The 21,672-nt window shown below is 38.5% G+C and carries 16 protein-coding genes and 11 tRNA genes; 25 read left to right on the top strand and 2 right to left on the bottom strand.

Features of this window, described 5'->3' with window-relative positions; all coding sequences use genetic code 11:
- The first annotated feature begins 135 nt into the window (after nucleotides 1-135).
- The 25 genes from frsA to CBE70_RS06025 all read left to right on the top strand — a co-directional run bounded on the left by frsA (nucleotide 136) and on the right by CBE70_RS06025 (nucleotide 19,419).
- Nucleotides 136-1,386: an esterase FrsA gene (gene frsA, locus CBE70_RS06145; protein WP_100158646.1), complete on the top strand. Its 1,251-nt coding sequence runs from the start codon at nucleotides 136-138 to the stop codon at nucleotides 1,384-1,386.
- A gap of 71 nt (nucleotides 1,387-1,457) precedes the next feature.
- Nucleotides 1,458-1,859 (top strand): sigma factor-binding protein Crl, encoded by a 402-nt coding sequence (gene crl, locus CBE70_RS06140; RefSeq protein WP_100158645.1) that lies wholly within the window; start codon nucleotides 1,458-1,460, stop codon nucleotides 1,857-1,859.
- Nucleotides 1,860-1,974: 115 nt separating this feature from the next.
- Nucleotides 1,975-3,078 carry a glutamate 5-kinase gene (proB, locus tag CBE70_RS06135; RefSeq protein ID WP_036911879.1) on the top strand — a complete coding sequence of 368 codons (1,104 nt, stop codon included), beginning with the start codon at nucleotides 1,975-1,977 and terminating at the stop codon, nucleotides 3,076-3,078.
- An 11-nt stretch (nucleotides 3,079-3,089) separates the two neighbouring features.
- Nucleotides 3,090-4,343: a glutamate-5-semialdehyde dehydrogenase gene (locus tag CBE70_RS06130; RefSeq protein ID WP_100158644.1), complete on the top strand. Its 1,254-nt coding sequence runs from the start codon at nucleotides 3,090-3,092 to the stop codon at nucleotides 4,341-4,343.
- A 145-nt stretch (nucleotides 4,344-4,488) separates the two neighbouring features.
- Complete coding sequence (aroL, locus tag CBE70_RS06125; RefSeq protein ID WP_100158643.1) at nucleotides 4,489-5,001, top strand: shikimate kinase AroL; 513 nt, start codon at nucleotides 4,489-4,491, stop codon at nucleotides 4,999-5,001.
- 103 nt (nucleotides 5,002-5,104) lie between these two features.
- Entirely contained in the window at nucleotides 5,105-7,264 is a 2,160-nt protein-coding gene (aas, locus tag CBE70_RS06120) for a bifunctional acyl-ACP--phospholipid O-acyltransferase/long-chain-fatty-acid--ACP ligase (RefSeq protein WP_100158642.1), read from the top strand.
- On the top strand, nucleotides 7,264-8,463 hold the full coding sequence (lplT, locus tag CBE70_RS06115) for a lysophospholipid transporter LplT (protein ID WP_100158641.1): 1,200 nt from the start codon (nucleotides 7,264-7,266) through the stop codon (nucleotides 8,461-8,463). The genes aas and lplT overlap by 1 nt, the downstream gene beginning before the upstream one ends.
- A 36-nt stretch (nucleotides 8,464-8,499) precedes the next feature.
- Nucleotides 8,500-9,006 (top strand): nicotinamide-nucleotide amidase, encoded by a 507-nt coding sequence (pncC, locus tag CBE70_RS06110; RefSeq protein ID WP_100158640.1) that lies wholly within the window; start codon nucleotides 8,500-8,502, stop codon nucleotides 9,004-9,006.
- Nucleotides 9,007-9,113: 107 nt separating this feature from the next.
- Nucleotides 9,114-10,184: a recombinase RecA gene (recA, locus tag CBE70_RS06105; RefSeq protein ID WP_099075159.1), complete on the top strand. Its 1,071-nt coding sequence runs from the start codon at nucleotides 9,114-9,116 to the stop codon at nucleotides 10,182-10,184.
- A gap of 895 nt (nucleotides 10,185-11,079) precedes the next feature.
- Nucleotides 11,080-13,707: an alanine--tRNA ligase gene (gene alaS, locus CBE70_RS06100; protein WP_100158639.1), complete on the top strand. Its 2,628-nt coding sequence runs from the start codon at nucleotides 11,080-11,082 to the stop codon at nucleotides 13,705-13,707.
- 221 nt (nucleotides 13,708-13,928) lie between these two features.
- The gene (gene csrA, locus CBE70_RS06095; RefSeq protein ID WP_004244778.1) at nucleotides 13,929-14,117 is read left to right on the top strand and encodes a carbon storage regulator CsrA; all 189 of its coding nucleotides are present in this window, start codon (nucleotides 13,929-13,931) and stop codon (nucleotides 14,115-14,117) included.
- A gap of 466 nt (nucleotides 14,118-14,583) precedes the next feature.
- Nucleotides 14,584-14,676, top strand: a tRNA-Ser gene (locus CBE70_RS06090).
- Between the two features lie 9 nt (nucleotides 14,677-14,685).
- Nucleotides 14,686-14,762, top strand: a tRNA-Arg gene (locus CBE70_RS06085).
- Between the two features lie 89 nt (nucleotides 14,763-14,851).
- A tRNA-Arg gene (locus CBE70_RS06080) sits at nucleotides 14,852-14,928 on the top strand.
- 89 nt (nucleotides 14,929-15,017) lie between these two features.
- Nucleotides 15,018-15,094: transfer RNA gene (locus CBE70_RS06075), tRNA-Arg, on the top strand.
- Between the two features lie 89 nt (nucleotides 15,095-15,183).
- Nucleotides 15,184-15,260 (top strand) — tRNA-Arg (locus CBE70_RS06070).
- Nucleotides 15,261-15,315: 55 nt separating this feature from the next.
- Nucleotides 15,316-15,392 (top strand) — tRNA-Arg (locus CBE70_RS06065).
- Nucleotides 15,393-15,443: 51 nt separating this feature from the next.
- Nucleotides 15,444-15,520, top strand: a tRNA-Arg gene (locus CBE70_RS06060).
- A gap of 51 nt (nucleotides 15,521-15,571) precedes the next feature.
- Nucleotides 15,572-15,648, top strand: a tRNA-Arg gene (locus CBE70_RS06055).
- Nucleotides 15,649-15,699: 51 nt separating this feature from the next.
- Nucleotides 15,700-15,776, top strand: a tRNA-Arg gene (locus CBE70_RS06050).
- A 51-nt stretch (nucleotides 15,777-15,827) separates the two neighbouring features.
- Nucleotides 15,828-15,904, top strand: a tRNA-Arg gene (locus CBE70_RS06045).
- 51 nt (nucleotides 15,905-15,955) lie between these two features.
- A tRNA-Arg gene (locus CBE70_RS06040) sits at nucleotides 15,956-16,032 on the top strand.
- A 185-nt stretch (nucleotides 16,033-16,217) separates the two neighbouring features.
- Nucleotides 16,218-17,798 (top strand): glutamate--cysteine ligase, encoded by a 1,581-nt coding sequence (gshA, locus tag CBE70_RS06035; protein WP_100158638.1) that lies wholly within the window; start codon nucleotides 16,218-16,220, stop codon nucleotides 17,796-17,798.
- A 162-nt stretch (nucleotides 17,799-17,960) separates the two neighbouring features.
- Nucleotides 17,961-18,476 (top strand): S-ribosylhomocysteine lyase, encoded by a 516-nt coding sequence (gene luxS / locus CBE70_RS06030; protein ID WP_006534759.1) that lies wholly within the window; start codon nucleotides 17,961-17,963, stop codon nucleotides 18,474-18,476.
- A gap of 193 nt (nucleotides 18,477-18,669) precedes the next feature.
- Nucleotides 18,670-19,419: a hypothetical protein gene (locus tag CBE70_RS06025; RefSeq protein ID WP_100158637.1), complete on the top strand. Its 750-nt coding sequence runs from the start codon at nucleotides 18,670-18,672 to the stop codon at nucleotides 19,417-19,419.
- 44 nt (nucleotides 19,420-19,463) lie between these two features.
- On the opposite strand, the gene CBE70_RS06020 is transcribed toward CBE70_RS06025, so the two are convergent.
- Together CBE70_RS06020 and CBE70_RS06015 are read right to left on the bottom strand one after the other, a co-directional pair.
- Nucleotides 19,464-20,738 (bottom strand): HlyC/CorC family transporter, encoded by a 1,275-nt coding sequence (locus CBE70_RS06020; protein ID WP_100158636.1) that lies wholly within the window; start codon nucleotides 20,736-20,738, stop codon nucleotides 19,464-19,466.
- A gap of 34 nt (nucleotides 20,739-20,772) precedes the next feature.
- Nucleotides 20,773-21,573: a cytochrome C assembly family protein gene (locus CBE70_RS06015; protein ID WP_100158635.1), complete on the bottom strand. Its 801-nt coding sequence runs from the start codon at nucleotides 21,571-21,573 to the stop codon at nucleotides 20,773-20,775.
- Between the last annotated feature and the right edge of the window lie 99 nt (nucleotides 21,574-21,672).

The raw sequence follows: 21,672 nt of genomic DNA, 5'->3' as shown, positions 1-21,672 counted from the left end.
CTTTTTTATCTCCCTCTTCATGATGTCTTCGTGCGATTGCTTGTCGTGATACACATTGTTCAAGTCGTTTTCATGCTATGATAAAACCAGACTTTTAAGCCCCTTTTTACGATATCCACTGATTTGAAGAGTGATATGGCAAACAATACGAATCTTTCTGAAACTTTATTTAAACCACGAGCAAAACACGCTGAAACCTCAACGTTGATTCAGTACACCCATCCAAAATCGAATATTAATACCTATACCGTGCTTAATGGTACGAGCCAGCAAAATTGGTATCGGACTATTCAACGTTTGCTTTGGATTTGGCGCGGAATTTCTCCTATTGAAATAGAAGAGGTGTTAAGTCGAATTGCGATACAGGATGCCCCTCGTAGTGACGATAAATTTATTGATACTGTTGTAGGGTATCGTAAAGGAGGTTGGTCATTTGAGTGGTCACATCAAGCGATGATCTGGCAACAAAAAGCATTACGAGAAGAGTCTGGTGACGCCGCAGCAGATTGTTGGTTACAAGCCGCACATCTTTATAGCATTGCTGCATATCCCTTTATTAATGGTGATTTCTTAGCGGATCAAGCAGTTATTTTGTCGATGAAAGCCTTTGAGAATGCGACGAAATTCTCCTCTTTTGAAGTCAAAAAATTGACATTTAAATTAGAGGGAAAAGGAACGACAACGGGTTTTCTGCATTTACCTAAAGATTGCAGAGGCCCTTATCCCACCGTGTTATTTTGTGGCGGGTTAGATGGTCTACAAAGCGATTATGTCAGCTTTTTCCGTGATTACCTTTCCCCTAAAGGTATTGCAATGCTAACGCTGGATATGCCTGCAATTGGTTATTCAGTAAAACAAAAACTAACGGAAGATACATGCCAATTACAAGGTGAAGTTCTAAAACAACTTTCTGAAGTGCCTTGGATTGATCATACTCGTGTCGGTGTGATGGGCTTTCGCTTTGGCGGTAATATTGCTGTACGTTTAGCTTATATCTACCCAAAATTGATTAAAGGTGTTGTTGCCTTGGGCCCTTTGATCCACACTTTCTTTACTCAAGCTGAATTGCAGAAAAAAATTCCTGTGATGTACCTTGATGTGTTAGCAAGTCGCTTAGGGTTATGGAATATTGATGAGAATAATCTTCGATTATCATTGAGCAGTTATTCCCTGAAAAACCAAGGGTTGATTGGGCGACGTATGCCTGTTCCTATGATGGGTGTTTATTGGAAAGGTGATGAAATGAGCCCTAAAGAGGATTCGCAACTAATTGCGCGCTCCTCTATGGATGGCGACATTCTTACTATTAATGACAAGCCGCTTTACGAAGGTTTAGAGCTTGCGTTACAAAAAAGCGCAGATTGGATCTATGATAAATTAATATAATTAATTTTGAACAATAACTTGCTAATTATATTAGATTATATAACAGTAGAGTTTCTAAGGAGACTGAATTTATGACTTCATCTTTGAACCCTACCCGAGGTAAGTTATTAAAGCGTTTTGCTAAAATCGGCCCATATATCCGAGAGCAACAATGCCAAGAGAGCCAGTTCTTTTTTGACTGTTTAGCAGTTTGTGTAAATAAAAAAGTCGCGCCGGAAAAACGAGAGTTTTGGGGCTGGTGGATGGAATTAGAACGTAATAATGAACAGCTCATTTATCATTATCAAATTGGGCTATTCGATAAAAATGGTGATTGGCTCCATCAGAACATAAGTAAGAATGATGTTGTTGAGTCAATCAATGAAACACTTATTCGTTTTCATGAATTTCTTCAACTCGCGGTGAGTGAATTAGAGATGACACTCATTCCAGATGAAAAAATGAACAAATTTCCTCTTCCCATTCAGCCCTAATTTTGTGTTAGGGCAACTTTTCATAGATTTTGCGTTATGTCAGTTGGCATAACGCTTCTCTCCTGATAAAACTGTGTATTATCTTTTTAAATAATCAACAAGAATGGTAAATGTTATGAGTAGCAGCCAAACGCTGGTTGTTAAATTAGGGACAAGTGTACTTACTGGTGGTTCACGACGTCTGGATCAGTCTCATATTGTTGAGCTGGTTCGCCAATGTGCTAAACAACACGAAAAAGGGCATCGGATTATAATTGTCACTTCAGGTGCAATTGCAGCTGGGCGTGAGTATTTGAATTATCCTGATTTGCCTGCAACTATTGCTTCAAAACAGTTGCTTGCCGCTGTGGGGCAAAGTGCTTTAATTCAAGTATGGAAACAGTTATTTGCCATCTATGGTATTCATATTGGCCAAATGCTATTAACGCGTGCTGATATTGAAGATAGAGAACGTTTCTTAAATGCGCGTGATACATTACATGCACTGTTAGATAACCATATTATCCCCGTTATCAATGAAAATGATGCTGTTGCTACCGCGGAAATTAAAGTGGGTGATAACGATAATTTATCAGCATTAGCTGCTATTTTAGGCGGTGCAGATAAACTGTTATTGCTGACGGATATTGAAGGGCTTTATACGGCTGATCCTCGTAGTAATCCAGATGCTAAATTGATCCCTGAGGTTTTTGATATCAATGATGAGTTGCGTCAAATGGCAGGTGATAGCGTATCAGGCTTAGGTACGGGCGGTATGGCAACAAAACTGCAAGCAGCAACTGTTGCAGGACGCGCGGGTATTGATGTTGTCATCGCCGCAGGCGTACAACCTGAAGTTATTGCTAAAGTTATCAATGATGAACCTGTTGGAACGCTATTTCATGGCTTACAAAGCCCATTAGAAGCGCGTAAGCGGTGGATCTTTGGTGCGCCAATAGCGGGTGTAATTGTGGTTGATGAAGGGGCTGAAAACGCAATTAAAGAAAAAGGTAGCTCCCTTTTACCAAAAGGTATCAAAGAAATTAAAGGCGATTTCTCTCGTGGATGTGTTATCCGTATCCAAAGTTTACAAGGTAAAGATCTCGCTCATGGTGTTGCACACTATAATAGTGATGCACTGCGTCTAATTGCAGGACACCATTCACAAGAAATTAGTCAAATTTTAGGTTACGAGTATGGCAGTGTTGCCGTGCATCGTGATGATATGATTGTTAGCTAAGGAGCCTTCTGATGTTAGAACAAATGGGTAAATCTGCAAGAGAGGCATCTTGGCATTTAGCTCAACTATCAACAGAGCAAAAAAATCAGGCATTATTAGTTATGGCTGATTTATTAGAACAACAAGAAGCTTCAATTCTTGCAGCAAATGAAAAAGATATGCAAGCGGCTCGCGGATCCAACATTAACGCCGCTATGCTTGATCGTTTATTACTAAATTCTGCACGTTTAAAAGCAATTGCAGATGATGTACGACAAGTGTGCCGTTTAGAAGATCCTGTGGGTCAAGTTATTGATGGACGCATGTTAGATAGCGGTTTACGTTTAGAGCGTCGTCGTGTGCCGTTGGGCGTTGTGGGTGTTATTTATGAAGCTCGCCCTAATGTCACAATTGATGTAGCTTCTTTATGCTTGAAAACAGGTAATGCGGCTATTCTTCGTGGTGGAAAAGAAACCCATCATACTAATCAAGCGGTTGTTGCTGTTATTCAACAAGCATTAGAAAAATGTGGTATTCCTGCTGGTGCTATTCAGGCAATTGATAAGCCTGATCGTGAGTTAGTCGCTAAAATGCTAAAAATGGATGAGTATATTGATATGCTTATTCCACGAGGTGGCGCGGGATTGCATAAACTTTGCCGTGAACAATCAACCATTCCTGTGATCACCGGTGGTATCGGCGTTTGTCATACTTTTGTTGATGAAAGTGCGGATTTAGAAAAAGCATTAACAGTTATTGTAAATGCAAAAGTACAACGTCCAAGCGCGTGTAACTCTTTAGAAACGCTCTTAGTACACGAAAAGATTGCAGATCTATTTTTGCCACAGTTAAGTGATGCGATGGCTGCTCAAAAGGTGACTTTGCATTCAAGTGAAAAGGCATTAATAGGGCTGAAAAAAGGTGGAGCTACTGTTGTTGATGTGAAAGATGCAGATTATTGCGATGAATGGTTATCACTTGATTTAAACGTAGAAGTAGTGAGTGGGTTAACTGAGGCAATTAGCCATATTCGCCATTATGGTACTGCACACTCTGACGCTATTTTAACGCAATCTATTTCTAATGCTGATCGCTTTGTTCGCCAAGTTGATTCTGCTGCGGTATATGTTAATGCAAGTACACGTTTTACTGATGGTGGACAATTCGGTTTAGGTGCTGAGGTTGCTGTTAGTACACAGAAATTACATGCTAGAGGTCCAATGGGATTAGATGCCTTAACGACCTATAAATGGATTGGTTACGGCGATAATACAATTCGTAGCTAACTGTTAAGATGATTAAATAAGCCATACTTTTCTAAAGTGTGGCTTTATTTTTTTGTTACATCAGGTATGATATTTTATACTTTACAGTATGTAAATTTTTAATTACACCCCTAAAAGGGAACACACTATGGAGATAGTGCATTTTATGGATAGTATAATTTACCTTATCGGACCTAGAGGTGCAGGAAAAACAACAGTAGGCAAAGCACTTTCCCTCACTTTAAATTATAAGTTTATTGATACGGATGATTGGATAACTCAAAAATATCAACAAACTATAGCTTATATGGTTCAAGAAAAAGGTTGGGATTTTTTTCGTCAAACTGAATCAGAAGCACTAGTCCAAGTTAGCCAGCCTAATCAAGTTATCTCAACAGGTGGCGGTATGATTTTAGCAGATCAAAATCGTGCTTATATGAAATCTTCAGGTGTTATTATTTATTTACAGGCATCTCTTAAAACTTTAGTTGAGCGCTTGTCCCAAGATCCGAATGAAGCACAAAGACCGAGCTTGACGGGTAAAACGTTAGTTGCAGAAATGAATGACGTTTTGGCTAAACGTGAACCTTTATATTTGCAATGTGCTGATATCATTGTCGATGCGGGATTACCTATAAATGAAATTATTGAGGCAATTCTCGCAAAACTCGCGAAATAATTAAGAAGTCGTCTGATATAAAGGATAAAACAGGGAACATCTATTTTATTTTCATCACATCCTATTTATAGTAAGGCTAATTATAGCAAAATGAGATATGGATATGATGTTGATAGCGTTTTTTAAAACACTATTTAAATTCTTATTTAGAATAAGAATTGAAGGACTTGTTAATCAGTTTTCACAATATGAAAAATGTATAATTACGCCAAATCATACTTCTTTTATTGATGGTATATTATTACGTTTATTCCTGCCTATTAATCCTGTGTTTGCTGTTTATACCTCTGTTGCTTCTGCAAAAACGACAAGATGGTTAGGTCGTTATGCCGATATCGTACCTTTAGATCCCGCTAATCCAATGGCCGTGCGTCAATTAGTTAAAGAAGTGGATAAAGGTCGTCCGGTTGTGATTTTCCCAGAAGGAAGGATCACAGTAACAAATGGTTTGATGAAAATTTATGAAGGTGCTGCTTTTATTGCCGCCAAATCAGGTGCTAAAGTTGTTCCTGTTAGAATTGAAGGGGCTGAATTCAGCTATTTTTCACGAGTACGTAAAAGCTTGCGAGTAAAGTCTCAATTCTTTCCTAAAATCACTATCAAGGTGCTTCCTGCTGTTGATTTACCGATGCCAAAAGCTGAAAAATCTTCTGAGCGTCGCCGATTAGCGGGTGAAGCCATGCGTGACATCATGATGGAAGCCATCATGCAAACACGTCCTAATATCACGCTGTATGAAGCATTTTTACAAGCAATGTCTCAATATGGTCGATTTAGCCCACTAATTTCTGATATCAACCTAAAAGAAGACTCTTATCAAGGATTACTGAAAAAGACGTTAGGGATCAGTCGATTGATTGAGCGCTACACTGAACCGAAAGAGCGTATAGGTTTACTGCTTCCAAATACAACAGTAACTGCGGCTGCACTATTAGGTGCAACAATGCGTCAGCGTGTTGTGGCAATGCTTAACTACACGGCAGGTAGTTTAGGTGTACAAAATGCGATGAAAGCCGCATCAATTAAGACCATCTTTACATCACGCCAGTTTTTAGAGAAAGGGAATTTATTACATATTCCTGAGCAAACCCCAGAAGCTAATTGGATTTATCTTGAGGATTTAAAAGATACTGTCACCAGTGAAGATAAACGCTGGATCCTCAAACATCTCATTACGCCTCAAAAAGCGATGTTGCCGCAAGATGCACATGATGCAGCCGTTATTCTATTTACATCAGGCTCTGAAGGGACACCTAAAGGTGTTGTTCACAGCCATTCAAGTTTATTGGCTAACGTTGATCAAATTCGCGCTATTGCTGATTTTTCACCGAAAGACAAATTTATGTCAGCATTGCCGTTATTCCATGCATTTGGTTTAACAGCTTGCTTGCTAACTCCAATTTGTTTGGGTGCGCGCGTTTTCCTTTATCCAAGTCCGTTACACTATCGAGTCGTACCTGAATTAGTCTATGACCAAAACTGTACTGTGTTATTTGGTACATCAACCTTTTTAGGAAACTACGGAAAATTTGCCCACCCTTATGATTTTGCCAGAGTTAGATATGTGGTTGCTGGGGCTGAAAAGCTCTCTGAATCAACTCGTGTTTTATGGCAAGAGAAATTCGGTATTCGTATTTTAGAAGGTTATGGCGTAACAGAATGCGCACCTGTTGTGTCAATTAATGTGCCTATGAGTGCTAAATCTCATACAGTAGGGCGTTTATTACCTGGTATGGAAGGGCGTTTAATTCCAATGAATGGTATTAACGAAGGCGGTAGATTACAACTTCGTGGCCCTAACGTAATGATGGGGTACTTACGTGTAGAATCACCAGAAAAATTAGAAATCCCTGTCGCAACCAATGCTGAAGGTATTGACGAAGAAGGTTGGTACGACACCGGTGATATTGTTGCTATTGATAGCGAAGGTTTTTGTACTATTAAAGGGCGTGTAAAACGTTTTGCAAAAATTGCGGGTGAAATGGTTTCTCTTGAAGGTGTTGAGCAACTTGCACGTAAAGCATCTAAAGGTGAGCACGCTGTTGTGACAATAAGTGATAAACGCAGAGGCGAATCATTAGTTCTGTTCACAACCGATAAGCAATTAGATCGTAGTACGCTGTCAGCATTAGCAAAATCGGAAGGTGTTGCTGAAATTGCTGTACCAAAGGATATTCGTTTTATCAAAGAAATTCCTGTTTTAGGAAGTGGGAAAACGGATTTTGTCTCATTGAAAAAACTTGCTGAACAGGAAAATAACTAATGTCAGAGAATATTAGCCAGCCTCCTTTAATGAGTAGAGGAATGAAAGCGGTATTGATATCGCAATTTCTTTCTGCTTTTGCTGACAATGCATTATTGTTTGCGATCCTTGCTCTGTTTAAATCGGCGCTTTACCCTGAGTGGAGCCAACCTGTTTTACAAATGGTCTTTGTGCTGGCTTTTATTCTTTTAGCACCTTTTGTAGGGCAGTTTGCTGATCGTAATCCTAAAGGTAGGGTAATGCTCAGTGGTAACCTTTTAAAATTTGTAGGCGCATTTCTTATCTGTGTCGGCTCAGATCCTTTCCTTGGTTATGCCTTAGTGGGAATTGGTGCTGCTGTTTATTCTCCTGCTAAATATGGCATTTTAGGTGAATTAACAGATGGTGAACGTTTAGTTAAAGCAAATAGCTTAATGGAAGCCTCTACTATTGCGGCTATTTTACTGGGCTCAGTTATTGGTGGTTTACTCTCAGATTGGAGCATTGTTTTTGCATTGGGTGTTTGTGCGGCAATGTATGCTTTAGCTGTATTTGTTAACTTTGGTATACCTAAATTATCAGCTGCTCAAATTGGTCGTGGTTGGAACATTAAAAAAATGTTCACACAGTTTCTTGAAGCTACACGTACTTTATGGACTGATAAAGAAAGCCGCTTTTCTTTAGTGGGAACCAGCATGTTTTGGGGCGCAGGTGTCACATTGCGTTTTTTACTTGTTCAGTGGGTACCTATTGCTCTAGGTATGACTGATAATACGACACCTACTATATTAAATGCGATGGTCGCTATTGGTATTGTGGTTGGTGCTGGATTAGCCGCTAAATTTGTGACATTGAAAACAGTACGTCGCTGTATGCCTGCCGGTATTTTAATTGGCCTTGGTGTTGTTTATTTCTCATTACAAACCTCAATTATTCCATCTTACCTAATTCTTATCATCATCGGCGTTTTTGGTGGTTTCTTTGTCGTGCCATTGAATGCGCTATTACAAGACAAAGGAAAGCACAGTGTAGGTGCTGGTAATGCTATTGCTGTACAAAACTTAGGTGAAAATACGGCAATGCTATTAATGCTGGGATTGTTCTCACTGGTGACGAGCATTGGTGTCTCTGTCGTTGCTATCGGAATTGGGTTTGGTGCTATTTTTGCCCTAGCAATTGGTGGTCTATGGTTATGGGATTGCACCAGAAAGAAATCTTAAACAGTGAGATTTAGAATAGAGGTTAGATGAACCTTAATGATAAATTACGATGAAATGACCCGCCTAAGCATTGAGGTGGGTAAAGCGTTACTTGAAAAGAAGAGTACGATAACAACAGCTGAATCTTGTACTGGCGGATGGATTGCGAAAGTTATCACTGATATTTCAGGAAGTTCTGAATATTATCACCGTGGCTTCGTAACATATAGCAATGAAGCGAAGCATGAAATGATAGGCGTTGATGAACAAACTTTGCTTAAATACGGCGCAGTGAGTGAGGAAGTTGTTCTTCAAATGGCTAAAGGAGCGCTGATAACAGCTAATGCAGATTTTGCAGTGTCTGTTAGCGGTATTGCCGGTCCCGGTGGTGGTAGTGAAGAAAAACCCGTTGGTTTAGTTTGGTTTGGTTTTGCAATGAAAACACCAACAGGTATTCAAACAACGGCAAAACACTGTATATTCAGTGGTTCACGAGAGCAAGTAAGAGCTGAATCTGTTATTTTTTCTTTAAAATCAATCCTTAAAGAAATTATTAATAATTAACTTGATACTGTATGATTATACAGTATAATGAATTTCAACAAGCAAAATCATATACGTTTTAATGGTAGTGACCCATATTTATGCTTCACTGCCCAGAGGGAGATAACATGGCTATTGATGAAAACAAACAAAAAGCATTGGCCGCAGCACTTGGTCAAATTGAAAAGCAATTTGGTAAAGGGTCTATCATGCGTCTGGGCGAAGATCGTTCCATGAACGTTGAAACCATCTCTACGGGTTCTTTATCATTAGACGTTGCTTTAGGTGCTGGTGGTTTACCACGTGGCCGTATTGTTGAAATCTATGGCCCAGAATCTTCTGGTAAAACAACGTTAACACTTCAAGTTATCGCAGCTGCTCAACGTGAAGGCAAAATTTGTGCATTCATCGATGCTGAGCATGCTTTAGATCCTATCTATGCTAAAAAACTAGGCGTAGATATTGATAATCTGCTGTGTTCTCAGCCTGATACGGGTGAACAAGCCTTAGAAATTTGTGATGCTTTATCTCGTTCTGGTGCTGTTGATGTTATCGTTGTGGACTCCGTTGCTGCCTTGACACCAAAAGCAGAAATTGAAGGTGAAATTGGCGATTCACACGTTGGTTTAGCTGCTCGTATGATGAGCCAAGCTATGCGTAAATTAGCGGGTAACCTGAAAAACTCCAACACATTGCTTATTTTCATCAACCAAATTCGTATGAAAATCGGTGTTATGTTTGGTAACCCAGAAACCACAACAGGCGGTAATGCACTTAAATTCTACGCATCTGTTCGCTTAGATATTCGTCGTATCGGTTCTGTTAAAAACGGTGATGAAGTTGTTGGTAGTGAAACACGCGTTAAAGTGGTGAAAAACAAAATTGCAGCACCATTTAAACAAGCTGAATTCCAAATTATGTATGGCGAAGGTATCAATACCTTTGGCGAGCTGATTGATTTAGGTGTTAAACATAAATTGGTAGAGAAAGCTGGCGCATGGTACAGCTACAATGGTGAGAAAATTGGTCAAGGTAAAGCCAATGCAACAACTTACCTGAAAGAACACCCTGAAATGTATGATGAGTTAAACACTAAACTACGTGAAATGTTATTAAATCATGCTGGTGAATTTACTAGCGCCGCTGATTTTACTAACGATAGTGATAATGCTGCAGATATTGAAGAAACAGAAGAATAATTTTCTTGCCAATGTCTAAATTGAATGTGTATTAAAACATATTACGATTATCTTAGTTGTAAACCACTAGTCAATTAATGTGATTTAACTCACTTAAAAAGGAAGCTCTAAAACGGCTTCCTTTTTGCTATATGTCGTATTTTTTATTCAAAAGAGAGTTAAAATTAGTCTTATTTTGTTTTCTGTCCTTAAAAAATAGCCTTTAACACTACTTTATTTAATATAACGATATTTTTTACTAACCTGTTTTTTATAGTTGTATGAAAATTTATATAGTGAAATTTTGATGATATATCCTTGGCAATAAATAATCTAAATAAGAATCATTACGATAATCTGGTTGCACCAGATAATAAATAATTGACATATAAAGATAAATATCTTCAATATATTTGGATCTAATTTAAATTGTATTTAAAGGTTCGTTGAGATGTAAGTTGAATTTTATACTGATAAGCGCTTTTATTTTAGTAAGTTATCGTGCTCTTAATATCTAATTTAAGTAATAATGCTTATGTGTTTATTACTAATTGCTATGAGAGAAATAGATTATTCAGATAAAATAAACGTATAGAGAGTAATCCTATAAAAAATCAGTAATAACAAATACTTTTTAATAATTACAAAATGAAAATACTTTAAGTTGCTAACATTTCCCAAGATAATTGCTCTTAAATAGAGAAAAGTCCCATTCTCAGATAACAATCCCACTTTCAGAAAAAAACTAGACGATTTACAATGTCAACACGAATAAGTTTATCGGGGGTTTTACTTCTGACAGAAGAAATTCTATCTTATCCCTACTTATGTATTCGTTGGCTAAGTAGAGGTAACAATAAACCTCCTCTAACTAGATTTCTAATTTCTGTTTTTCCAGCTTGATTTCGGGATAATTATGAGCAAAAGCACCGCTGAGATCCGTCAGGCGTTTCTCGACTTTTTTCATACTAAAGGACATCAAATAGTACCTAGCAGTTCTTTGGTTCCAAATAACGATCCAACATTGCTGTTTACAAACGCAGGGATGAACCAATTCAAAGATGTATTTCTTGGATTGGATAATAGACCTTATTCCCGAGCGACAACCGCGCAACGCTGTGTGCGCGCTGGTGGTAAACATAACGATTTAGAAAATGTGGGTTATACCGCTCGTCACCATACCTTTTTTGAAATGCTAGGTAATTTCAGTTTTGGTGACTATTTCAAACATGATGCAATCAATTTTGCTTGGGAATTATTAACAAGCAAAGAGTGGTTCAACTTACCTAAAGAAAGACTTTGGGTAACGGTATATGCCACAGATGATGAAGCTTATGATATTTGGAATAAAGAAATTGGTATTCCAGCAGAAAGAATAATCCGTATTGGTGATAACAAAGGTGCACCATTTGCATCAGATAACTTCTGGCAAATGGGTGATACAGGCCCTTGTGGACCTTGTACTGAAATATTTTATGATCATGGTGACCACATTTGGGGCGGACCTCCAGGCTCACCAGAAGAAGACGGCGATCGCTATATTGAGATCTGGAACATCGTCTTCATGCAATTTAACCGTAAGTCAGACGGTACAATGGACCCATTACCAAAACCTTCTGTTGATACTGGTATGGGATTAGAGCGTATTACCGCTGTTTTACAGCATGTAAACTCTAACTATGATATTGATTTATTCCGTTCATTAATTGAATCAGTCGCGAAAGTAACTCATGCTTCTGATTTAAGTAATAAATCATTACGTGTTATTGCCGATCATATTCGTTCCTGTTCATTCCTTATTTGCGACGGTGTTATTCCTTCTAATGAAGGTCGTGGCTACGTGTTACGTCGTATTATTCGTCGTGCAGTACGTCATGGTTATATGCTTGGCGCAAAAGATACCTTCTTCTATAAGCTAGTTGCTCCATTAATTGAAGTAATGGCAGAAGCGGGTGATGAGTTAAAACGTCAACAAGCCATCGTTGAAAAAGTACTAAAAACAGAAGAAGAGCAGTTTGCTCGCACGTTAGAACGTGGTCTGCAATTATTAGATGAAGAGCTTGCTCAATTAACAGATGATGTTCTTCCGGGTGAAACCGCTTTCCGTCTTTATGATACTTATGGTTTCCCTCTTGATTTAACTGCTGATGTTTGTCGCGAAAGAAATATCAAAGTTGATGAAAAAGGCTTTGAAGTCGCGATGGAAGAGCAACGTAAACGCGCTCGTGAATCCAGCGGTTTCGGCACTGACTATAATAGTTTAATCAAAGTAGATAGCCGCAGCGAGTTCTCTGGTTATGAGCATGATGAACAGCAGGGTACAATTACCGCTATTTTCCATAACGGACAATCGGTCACTGAATTAAAAGCGGGTGAAGAAGGTATTATCTTCTTAAATAAAACCGCATTTTATGCAGAGTCTGGTGGTCAAGTTGGTGATAAAGGTGTTCTAACTGGTAAAAATAGCCTGTTTGAAGTCACAGATACGCAAAAATACGGTAAAGCTATTGGTCATATTGGTAAAGTTAACGTAGGGTCATTTATTGTTAACCATAAAATCAATGCCACTATCGATATTGCTCGTCGTGACGCTATTCGTTTAAATCACTCTGCGACGCACTTATTACACGCAGCATTGCGCCAAGTTCTGGGTACGCATGTTACGCAAAAAGGTTCTTTAGTTAACGATAAATATCTGCGTTTTGACTTTTCTCATTTTGAAGCGGTTAAACCAGAACAATTACGAGAAATTGAAGATATTGTAAATGCGCAAATCCGTCTTAACTCACCAGTTGTTACTGAGTTAATGGATCTAGAAGATGCGAAAGAAAAAGGTGCAATGGCACTCTTTGGTGAAAAATACGACGAACGAGTTCGTGTTTTAACAATGGGTGACTTCTCTACTGAGCTTTGCGGTGGTACTCACGCTTCTAGAACGGGTGATATTGGTTTATTCCGTATTGTCAGTGAGTCAGGTACTGCAGCTGGTATTCGTCGTATTGAGGCGATTACAGGTATTGCAGCAATTGAGAGTATTCATGAACAATCAGATCTTATCTCTCTTGTTGCACAAGTTCTAAAAAGTGATGGCACAAACTTGGTTGAAAGAATCAAAACAGTCCAAGAAAAACATCGTTTATTAGAAAAAGAACTCCAACAACTAAAAGATCAGCAAGCAGCCCAAGAGAGTTCCTCTTTAGGTAGCCAAGCTAAAAACGTGAAAGGTATCAAACTTTTAGTTCGTGAGCTTAATGGTGTTGAGCCAAAAATGTTAAGAACAATGGTTGATGATTTAAAAAATCAATTAGGTTCTGCAATTATTGTGCTTTCTACTATTTCTGATGGTAAAGTGAGCTTAATTGTTGGGGTCACTAAAGATTTAACTGCTAAAGTTAAAGCTGGTGAGTTAATTAGTTTTGTAGCACAGCAAATTGGCGGTAAAGGTGGCGGTCGCCCTGATATGGCTCAAGCTGGTGGTACTGACGTTGAAGCTTTACCTGCAGCTTTAGCTAGTGTTGACGAGTGGGTTGAATCGCATCTGTAAGCGGTAACAACCTGAAAAAAGGCGCTATCCCTGTTTGTATAGGGATAACGCCTTATAGAGATATTGATAATCCGTTAAATAATCAATCACTAAATTTATATTTTGTTATGAAGTATGAGTCACTTGTGATAAATAATGATTATACGAATTGACAATGTATGATGGATAATGGCCGGGAAATTCTAGAGACCCGACTCTTGTAAATTTTCAAGGAGCAAAGAATGCTTATTCTAACTCGTCGAGTTGGTGAAACGCTTATGATAGGCGATGATGTGACCGTAACCGTTTTAGGGGTTAAAGGTAATCAGGTACGGATTGGCGTAAACGCACCCAAAGAAGTATCAGTCCATCGTGAAGAGATCTATCAACGAATTCAGGCCGAGAAAACTCAGCCTACTGATAACTACTAAATCAATTCCCATTTTTTAGTCAGTTACAATTCATTCGTAAGCGTCCACACTTTTGCCGGGTTTGGGCGCTTTTCTCTTTATAAGACTTTAGATCCCCTTCTTTGTTCCTATCTTTGCTCTCCTTGAGCTGTATTTATTATTGCACTATCCGTTTATTCTGATTGACAGAATTGAAAGTCTTTTTACCTCTAATCATTCGCTTCACAATTATTTGATGTGTGAATGAATTTATTTACTAAGAGAATAAAATACTTGAATGATTTTTCATCAGCGATATCATTGTGTTTAGAACTTTTTTAGCCAATCTTGATGATAAACGCATCAGTTTGTTTGTGAAGTGTTCAAACAAACGTATATTCGTAAAAAGTTGAGAAAAATTGTTTGACTTCTTAGGCTGAGAAAGTAATATGTGCGCCACACAGAGACGAGATGTTCAGTAAGAACTTCTTCGAGTGGTTCTAAATATGGTGAGATGGCCGAGAGGCTGAAGGCGCTCCCCTGCTAAGGGAGTATGCGGTCAAAAGCTGCATCGAGGGTTCGAATCCCTCTCTCACCGCCATTTAGATTTGCATCCTTAGCTCAGCTGGATAGAGTACTCGGCTACGAACCGAGCGGTCGGAGGTTCGAATCCTCCAGGATGCACCATATTCCAACCCCATGATTAATGTATGGGGTTTTTATTTTGGTGCAAATGGTGAATAATTTGCATTAAAAGCGTAAAGTATTAAAACGGCGCATCCTTAGCTCAGCTGGATAGAGTACTCGGCTACGAACCGAGCGGTCGGAGGTTCGAATCCTCCAGGATGCACCATATTCCAACCCCATGATTAATGTATGGGGTTTTTATTTTGGTGCAAATGGTGAATAATTTGCATTAAAAGCGTAAAGTATTAAAACGGCGCATCCTTAGCTCAGCTGGATAGAGTACTCGGCTACGAACCGAGCGGTCGGAGGTTCGAATCCTCCAGGATGCACCATATTCCAACCCCATGATTAATGTATGGGGTTTTTATTTTGGTGCAAATGGTGAATAATTTGCATTAAAAGCGTAAAGTATTAAAACGGCGCATCCTTAGCTCAGCTGGATAGAGTACTCGGCTACGAACCGAGCGGTCGGAGGTTCGAATCCTCCAGGATGCACCATCTCATTACTCAGATTGCTAATTGCAATATGAGCAGCTAGAAAAGTAACTACGACGCATCCTTAGCTCAGCTGGATAGAGTACTCGGCTACGAACCGAGCGGTCGGAGGTTCGAATCCTCCAGGATGCACCATCTTTTATTAGATATCTTAGTGTAATTATTTCTAGCAAAAACGTCAGAGACGCATCCTTAGCTCAGCTGGATAGAGTACTCGGCTACGAACCGAGCGGTCGGAGGTTCGAATCCTCCAGGATGCACCATCTTTTATTAGATATCTTAGTGTAATTATTTCTAGCAAAAACGTCAGAGACGCATCCTTAGCTCAGCTGGATAGAGTACTCGGCTACGAACCGAGCGGTCGGAGGTTCGAATCCTCCAGGATGCACCATCTTTTATTAGATATCTTAGTGTAATTATTTCTAGCAAAAACGTCAGAGACGCATCCTTAGCTCAGCTGGATAGAGTACTCGGCTACGAACCGAGCGGTCGGAGGTTCGAATCCTCCAGGATGCACCATCTTTTATTAGATATCTTAGTGTAATTATTTCTAGCAAAAACGTCAGACCCGCATCCTTAGCTCAGCTGGATAGAGTACTCGGCTACGAACCGAGCGGTCGGAGGTTCGAATCCTCCAGGATGCACCATCTTTTATTAGATATCTTAGTGTAATTATTTCTAGCAAAAACGTCAGACCCGCATCCTTAGCTCAGCTGGATAGAGTACTCGGCTACGAACCGAGCGGTCGGAGGTTCGAATCCTCCAGGATGCACCATATTAAAAGCCTCGCTTATTGCGGGGCTTTTTGCTTTCTACCATTCTATTATTTCTCATAATATAACGTCTTTGTTTAGCACCAACTAACAATGCTAACATCATCTAATCAGCGACAATTTAGTGACTTTGCGATAAAGTAACTCCTATCTATTTACTAACATCAATCAACGCGGGAGGTCACCTTTGATCCCGGACGTATCAAAAGCGCTTTCTTGGTTGGAAGCACACCCTAAAGTTTTATGTGGCATCCACCGTGGTATAGAGCGTGAAACTTTAAGAGTTACGCCAGAAGGCAATTTAGCATCAACAGAGCATCCTATTTCATTAGGTAAATCATTAACTCATAAATGGATCACAACTGATTTTGCAGAGTCTTTATTAGAGTTTATTACACCTGTTGATGACAACATTGCACATACCTTGCATTTTTTAGGTGATTTACATCGCTATACAGCGCGTCACTTAGATAATGAACGTATGTGGCCTATGAGTATGCCTTGTTTTATTGAAGCGGAAGATAAGATTACGCTGGCTCAATTTGGCACATCTAATGTTGGGCGTTTTAAAACACTCTACCGTGAAGGGCTTAAAAATCGTTATGGCGCGTTAATGCAAACTATTTCAGGTGTGCATTATAACTTCTCACTGCCTATCGAATTTTGGCAAGCATGGGCAAATGTAAAAGATGAAGAGAGTGGGAAAGAGGCGATTTCTGATGGTTACCTACGTCTTATTCGTAACTACTATCGCTTTGGCTGGATCATTCCATTCTTCTTTGGTGCATCACCAGCAATTTGTGGATCTTTCTTAAAAGGAAGAGAAACAAATCTGCCATTTGAAAACACGCCTAAAGGGGCGAAGTATTTACCTTACGCAACTTCATTACGTTTAAGTGATTTAGGGTATACCAATAAATCTCAAAGCGATTTAGATATTACCTTTAATCATCTTGAAACTTATGTCAAAGGGCTGAAAAAAGCGATTCATAAGCCTTCTGAAGAGTTTGCTAAATTAGGTGTTAAGAAAGACGGTGAATATATTCAGTTAAACACCAATGTGTTGCAGATCGAAAATGAACTCTATGCACCTATTCGTCCTAAACGTGTAGTTAAAGGGGATGAATCACCTTCTGATGCGTTACTACGTGGTGGTATTGAATATATCGAAGTTCGTTCACTTGATATCAATCCATTTACGCCAATTGGTGTTGACGAAACTCAAATTCGCTTCCTTGATTTATTCCTGATCTGGTGTGTATTAGCGGATGCTCCAGAAATGAGTGCCTCTGAATTAGCGTGCTGCCGTTCAAATTGGAATAACGTTATTCTAGAAGGGCGTAAACCAGGTCAAGTTATTGGAATGGGTTGTGGCGAAAGAAAAGAGCCACTAGCGCAAGTTGGTAAAGCCTTATTTGCTGATTTAGAACGTGTTGCTAATGTTCTTGATTGCTGTTCAGGCACTAAATATATGGAAGTTTGCGTTAAGTTAGAAGAAATGTTCGATAATCCTGAATTAACCTTCTCTGGCAGACTTTTAGATAAAATTAAAACGCAAGGCATTGGTGGTTTCGGCTTGTCTTTAGCTGAAGAATATTACCAAGAATTAATTAAAACACCTTATGAAACGTTAACCGATGAAGCTTTTGATCATGAGAGAATTTCATCCATAAAACGTCAAGAAGAGTTAGAAAAGAGTGATACCATTTCTTTTGATGAGTATTTGAAGATCCATGCGGGTACAAACACCGATAACGTGGCTTCCTAAACTTAGATAGAAAAAAGCCACACTAAGATTTGTGTGGCTAAAAAATTCTATAGAGAAATAGGGATGATAACAATTTGCGCGTATTCATTACTAAGACCTGGCTACTTGCAGAAAGTTTCATTTTTTCTTAAAAATATTTAAATTTTTCTTAGGAGGTTTTTTATGCCTTTATTGGATAGCTTTACTGTTGACCATACACGTATGTCAGCACCTGCTGTACGCGTTGCTAAAACAATGAAAACGCCATCAGGTGATACCATCACGGTATTTGATTTACGTTTTACTGTGCCAAATAAAAAAGCCATGCCTGAGAAAGGAATTCATACTCTAGAGCATCTGTTCGCTGGGTTTATGCGTAACCATCTTAATGGTAATGGTGTTGAGATAATTGATATTTCCCCAATGGGATGCCGTACAGGCTTCTACATGAGCTTAATTGGACAACCTGAAGAGCAACGTGTAGCTAATGCATGGAAAGCTGCAATGGAAGATGTTTTGAAAGTAAAAGATCAAAACCATATCCCAGAACTGAATGTGTACCAATGTGGTACCTATGAAATGCATTCACTGACAGAAGCACAAGATATCGCACGAGATATTTTATCTCATAGTATTGGCATTAATCATAACGATGAATTAGCACTGCCTGAAGAGACTTTAAAAGAGCTACATATCTAAACTACAGCTAATTTATAACATTAGGGGATAATAGATCAGGAAATTCGCATCCTGATTTATTGTCTCTTTTTTATTTTTATCTCCTTTATTATTTTTCTTTTCTCTATTCCATTGTTTTATTTTCTTATCTTCTTATATTGTTAGCACAATAATGGATTAAAATTATGCTTAATACACGGAGTACACTTCTGTTATGGAAAATCACAAATTCTCATCACCTAAATTAGTGTTAGAGTTTTTTGTTCGAGAATTTTATTTTGTAGGTAAAGGCACATTACGTACTCAATTTCCTAAAGATGCCTTTTTCTATCAAGGACGTTCTAAAGCACTTGAATATCGTTACTTGGAACGAGTCCACAAAAAGTATGTTAAACGCACTCAGTGCGAACCAGAGCTTATTATCAAGCCTGATTTATTATTGCTATCGTCTGAACTCAATCATGAATTATTTGCCAAAATCACTAAACCACAAACAAACACCATAATGAAAATAAGTGGTGATTATCTTTATAAAGAAAAAGAAGAAGAGCAATATCGCTGGTATTTTCAACAAGATGAAATTAAAACAAACAGTTATAGCGGTGAAAATTCACAGTTAAAATATGAAAATATTCGTAGCTTGGCACCTCATCATTTTAATATTGAAGCGATAAACGGCGACGAGGCGCTTATTACTAACTTTCCACGCAAGTCCCTTTCTCTTACTTTGAATAAAGGAGAAACTGCGTGTTTTATTTGTAGGCGTGAAGAGTATGGTGCTGATTATTCTTATCAGCCTGCATTAAACTTAGTTATGTGGGTCAAAAATCATGGTTTCTATTCTGATTATCAACAATTAAAACCAGCAAAATTAATACAAGAGCAAGCGATAGAACCTTTCTATATGAAACCCGCCAGAGAGTTTGATTTTCGTAATAGCAAATTACGATTTGAACTAGGATAAACAGCAAAAAATAAGCGCCTTAGAAGGCGCTTATTTTGTATTCACTAATGATGTGGGATTGAAAGGTGGCGAATTAATGCCTTTTTAATGACGTTATCCTGAACTTCAAGTATTTCAAATTCGTAGTCACTCACTTTTATTTTATTACCTTCAACAGGTAAGTCACCCAGCTCTTCAATAATGACACCGTTGATCGTTCGAGCTTCATCTTCAGGTAAATGCCAACCAAAAGCTTTATTGATATCTCGGATATTTGTTGTGCCATCGACTAATAATGAACCGTCTTTTTGAGGAATAACTTCTTCAGCTAAAGATGGGGACATTGAGGTAGTAAAGTCACCAACAATCTCTTCAAGAATATCTTCAACGGTCACTAAACCTTGAATTTCACCATATTCATCAACCACAACACCCGCTTTTTCATTATTACGTTGGAAGTTGACGAGTTGTAGGTTTAATGGCGTGCTTTCTGGAATAAAGTAGATTTTATCGGCAGCTTTCATCAGAATTTGTTTGGTAAATTCTTTTTTCTCTGTCATTAAACGATAAGCTTCTCGCACTCGCAACATACCAATTGCATCGTCAAGAGTGTCGCGATAAAGCACAATTCGACCATGTGGAGAATGAGTTAACTGTCTTATGATAGATTTCCATTCGTCATTGACGTCGATACCAAAAATCTCATTTCTTGGCACCATGATATCGCCAATCGTCACTTTTTCTAAATCTAAAATCGACAGCAACATATTCTGATTTCTTTGCGAAAGCTTTGACTTAGATTCATTAACGATAGTTCTTAACTCTTCTTTTGAGACTGCATTTCCCTGTATTACTGGGGATTTGATACCAAAAATGCGCATGAGTATTAATGTGATTTTATTAAAAAACCAAACAATAGGCAGCATCAGTTTTTGCAAAGGAGAAAGAATAACACTACTTGGATAAGCAACACGCTCTGGATAAAGTGCCGCGATTGATTTTGGAAGCACTTCGGCAAAAATAAGGATAATAAAGGTCAGCACACCCGTGGCTATTGCTACACCTGCATCACCATATAAACGCATACCAACAATGGTCGCTAGTGCAGACGCAACAATATTAATCAGATTATTGCCAATCAATACTAAACTAATCAATCTGTCAGGACGTTGTAATAATTTTTCCACACGTTTTGCAGAGCGATTTCCTTGTTTCGCAGCATGACGAAGGCGATAGCGATTAATCGTCATCATACTGGTTTCAGTCCCAGAAAAATAAGCTGAGGCAATAATCATACATACAAGTATGATAATGAGCGTAGTTGTCGACACATGCTCCAAAATTGAGATCCTTTTGCTACCCGAAAATAGAAAATTAATTAAGCACTAACTCTTGTAATAAACGATTACCAAAAAAAGCTAATGTCAAAATAATAGCGCCAATCAAATTAAAGATAATGACTTTCTTTCCTCTCCATCCTTCTCGGAAATGTCCCCATAATAAAATAATGTAAACAAACCAAGCTATGATAGAGAAAATAGATTTATGGATATTTTCTTTACCAAAAATATTATCCATATACACCAAACCTGTACATAAGGTTAGTGTCAGTAATACCACACCCACTTGTGTGATATGAAACATTTTACGCTCAATTGACATTAATGGTGGCATTTGAGGTGAGAATTTTAGTTTCTTATTTTTTAGTTGATAGTCGAGCCAACTAAGTTGTAATGCATATAAAGCGGCGATTAACAGTGTGGCATAGCTTAATAAAGCCAGCCCAATATGAATAAAGAGTGATGTGCTACTTTCAAGATGTGTAACAAATTCACCCGGCATCAGTGCTGCAATAACAAGATTGACTATTGCAAAACAATAAACAATAGGCAGTAAGAACCATGCACGGCCACGAGAAGCTACAATCGTCATGATAATGCAGACCATTAAGCTAACAATCGCACCTAGATTGGTGAGTGAAAGATTCTGTCCGCTGTGAGGACGGAAAATTAAAAATTTTAATGAAATAGCATGGGCAACAAGTGCAATTACCGCAAATAGTAGAGCTAATCCACGGTATCCATTCTGCTCTTTTCGTAACAGACCGGGCAAAAACAGCACCAGACTGAGTAAATAAGCGCAGACAGCGACGATAGAGATTGATATAACGGGCATAGTTTCGCTTACATATATTGTTTGAATAACTTCCTAGTATAGCGCTAGGAGCATACGGCTCCAACTATTGAAGTCATTAAGCTTAAATCTCTATGCAGA

Origin of the sequence: Proteus columbae, from assembly GCF_002777965.1 — a bacterium.
Lineage (GTDB): Bacteria > Pseudomonadota > Gammaproteobacteria > Enterobacterales > Enterobacteriaceae > Proteus > Proteus columbae.
This window is presented reverse-complemented; position numbering and strand designations above follow the sequence as displayed.